Annotated in this window: 3 protein-coding genes and 1 pseudogene; 3 read left to right on the top strand and 1 reads right to left on the bottom strand. The window is 45.0% G+C overall.

Features of this window, described 5'->3' with window-relative positions:
• Positions 1–192 precede the first annotated feature (192 nt).
• The 3 genes from RH85_RS16810 to RH85_RS16800 are packed head-to-tail and all read left to right on the top strand — an operon-like array spanning position 193 to position 1,255.
• Positions 193–396, top strand: coding sequence for a hypothetical protein (locus tag RH85_RS16810; RefSeq protein WP_006713905.1), 204 nt, complete (start codon positions 193–195; stop codon positions 394–396).
• A gap of 16 nt (positions 397–412) precedes the next feature.
• Positions 413–997 carry a DUF2913 family protein gene (locus RH85_RS16805; RefSeq protein ID WP_039949227.1) on the top strand — a complete coding sequence of 195 codons (585 nt, stop codon included), beginning with the start codon at positions 413–415 and terminating at the stop codon, positions 995–997.
• Positions 998–1,000: 3 nt separating this feature from the next.
• Complete coding sequence (locus RH85_RS16800; RefSeq protein ID WP_006713903.1) at positions 1,001–1,255, top strand: helix-turn-helix domain-containing protein; 255 nt, start codon at positions 1,001–1,003, stop codon at positions 1,253–1,255.
• A 274-nt stretch (positions 1,256–1,529) separates the two neighbouring features.
• On the opposite strand, the pseudogene RH85_RS23755 reads toward RH85_RS16800, so the two are convergent.
• Positions 1,530–1,645, bottom strand: a pseudogene (locus RH85_RS23755) (IS6 family transposase); the annotation flags it as partial.

Here is a 1,645-nt window from a genome sequence, read left to right as displayed (position 1 = left end):
TCCTTAGAGTGACCGCGCAACACAATAAGCTCAAGCAATACTCGTTTTCGTCTATCGTGACTGTTCATAAGCACCTCTTAACTACGTGATGTTTATGAATATCTTACCTTTTCCTGAGCAATTGTTAACCATTACCTTGGTTAGTGGAACCATTGACCACATATAGAGACAAACCAACACTCAAGGAGTACCATGGCCGCTTACAAAATTATTTACTTAAACGACTCAAACGAGTTAATCAAATCAGAAACCGTCTTCATGAGAGGACTGAGAGGCGCCAAAACATCCTCAGCTTCGCGTGCGCCTTCTTGCACCGTCAAGATTGAACTGCGTGATATTGCCGACCGCCTTCTCGCCTTCAAAGAAAACAACCGCTGGAAGGAGTGCACTGCTTAACGTGCAGTAATAGCCTATGCAAATTAAACGAGATTTTGAATACTATCGAAACCTGCACACCACCGTAAGCAACGCCTTACTGCACCTGCTCTGCCAAGTATCCGCATCGAGTCGCTATTGCCCAATCAGTACTCGCAATGACATATTGATAAAATACCTAAAACCCAAGATAAAAGATCCGCGGTTGGCCAACATCAAAAAAGACGTAAAACTCATGCTTGCGGCTGCCAGAAACAAACAGGGTAACTTGGAGAGAAAATTGTACGAACTCAACGAACAGGCAAGGAAAACAAAACTGGCTGGAGCTGAAAAACTCTACTCGTTATTGGTCTATTTGTATGACGACGAAGGATTAGAATCTCGCCTTTTTGAAGAAGGTGTAGAAGCCGAGCCTGGTATTATCTACATGCTAGAAGATCATATTGACCACTGCTTTAGCGAAGACGGCGCACAAAAAGCGCCGGTATCGATACTGATCCAGCTTGAGCGCGCACCGGAGCTTATTGACGCTATCAATAAGCATGGTTGGTTTACCGCCGAAATGAATGAGTGGAACGACACCACTTATCAAGCGCACATTCTTATTCACCCAACGGCCTAACCCATGACCATCATCGATCAAAAGATGCTTGCCTTGCAGCTCAAGATGATTCTTGAGCCCTACGACAGTGGCAGCAAGTACACCCCCAAACATAAACCCGACCCTGATTTGACCGGGTTATTATCTTCGCTTGAAAGCGCCATCGTTGAATCTGTTCTGCTGCATACCCGCGGCAATCAACAACATGCAGGTAGAATATTAGGCATGAATCGTGGCACAGTCCGCACTTACTGGAAGAAAGCACGCCAATATTCTTGATTGATTTTGGCTTTTCACATCCTTGTAAATCCCTGTGGCGTACTAAAAACTCTCACTAAAACACAACGCCAGAAAAGCCAATCAAACCTTAGCAATCCGTAGAGTAATCAACAAGTTGAGCATTAATAAAATTGCGAACATTCAGACTGACTCGCAACAGAGCACGCTCGTAATGACAAAAACAACATCAAATGTAGGTTTGTGCGGGCTGCTATATGCGGGGTTCTGTCGCAAAGTTTTCGTTAGATGCAGACGTGCCGATCTCTAGATACAATTAGGCAGCGAGCGCATAAAAGCGCTCCCAAACGGGTAAACTTAAATCGCCGACTTGCCCCCGTTTAATCTGCGTCCAGACTTCTTGCCCTGACATCGTAGCTGTAGCTCCTTGAT

The sequence above is a fragment of the Vibrio ichthyoenteri ATCC 700023 genome (genome assembly GCF_000222605.1).
Taxonomy (GTDB): Bacteria; Pseudomonadota; Gammaproteobacteria; order Enterobacterales; family Vibrionaceae; genus Vibrio; species Vibrio ichthyoenteri.
Note: the sequence above shows the minus strand (reverse complement) of the source record. Positions and strands in the feature narration are given on the sequence as shown.

Excerpts from the sequence above, each read along its gene's own strand:
- RH85_RS16810 (WP_006713905.1), top strand. The coding sequence starts at position 193 with ATGGCCGCTTACAAAATTATTTACTTAAACGACTCAAACGAGTTAATC.
- RH85_RS16805 (WP_039949227.1), top strand. The coding sequence starts at position 413 with ATGCAAATTAAACGAGATTTTGAATACTATCGAAACCTGCACACCACC.
- RH85_RS16800 (WP_006713903.1), top strand. The coding sequence starts at position 1,001 with ATGACCATCATCGATCAAAAGATGCTTGCCTTGCAGCTCAAGATGATT.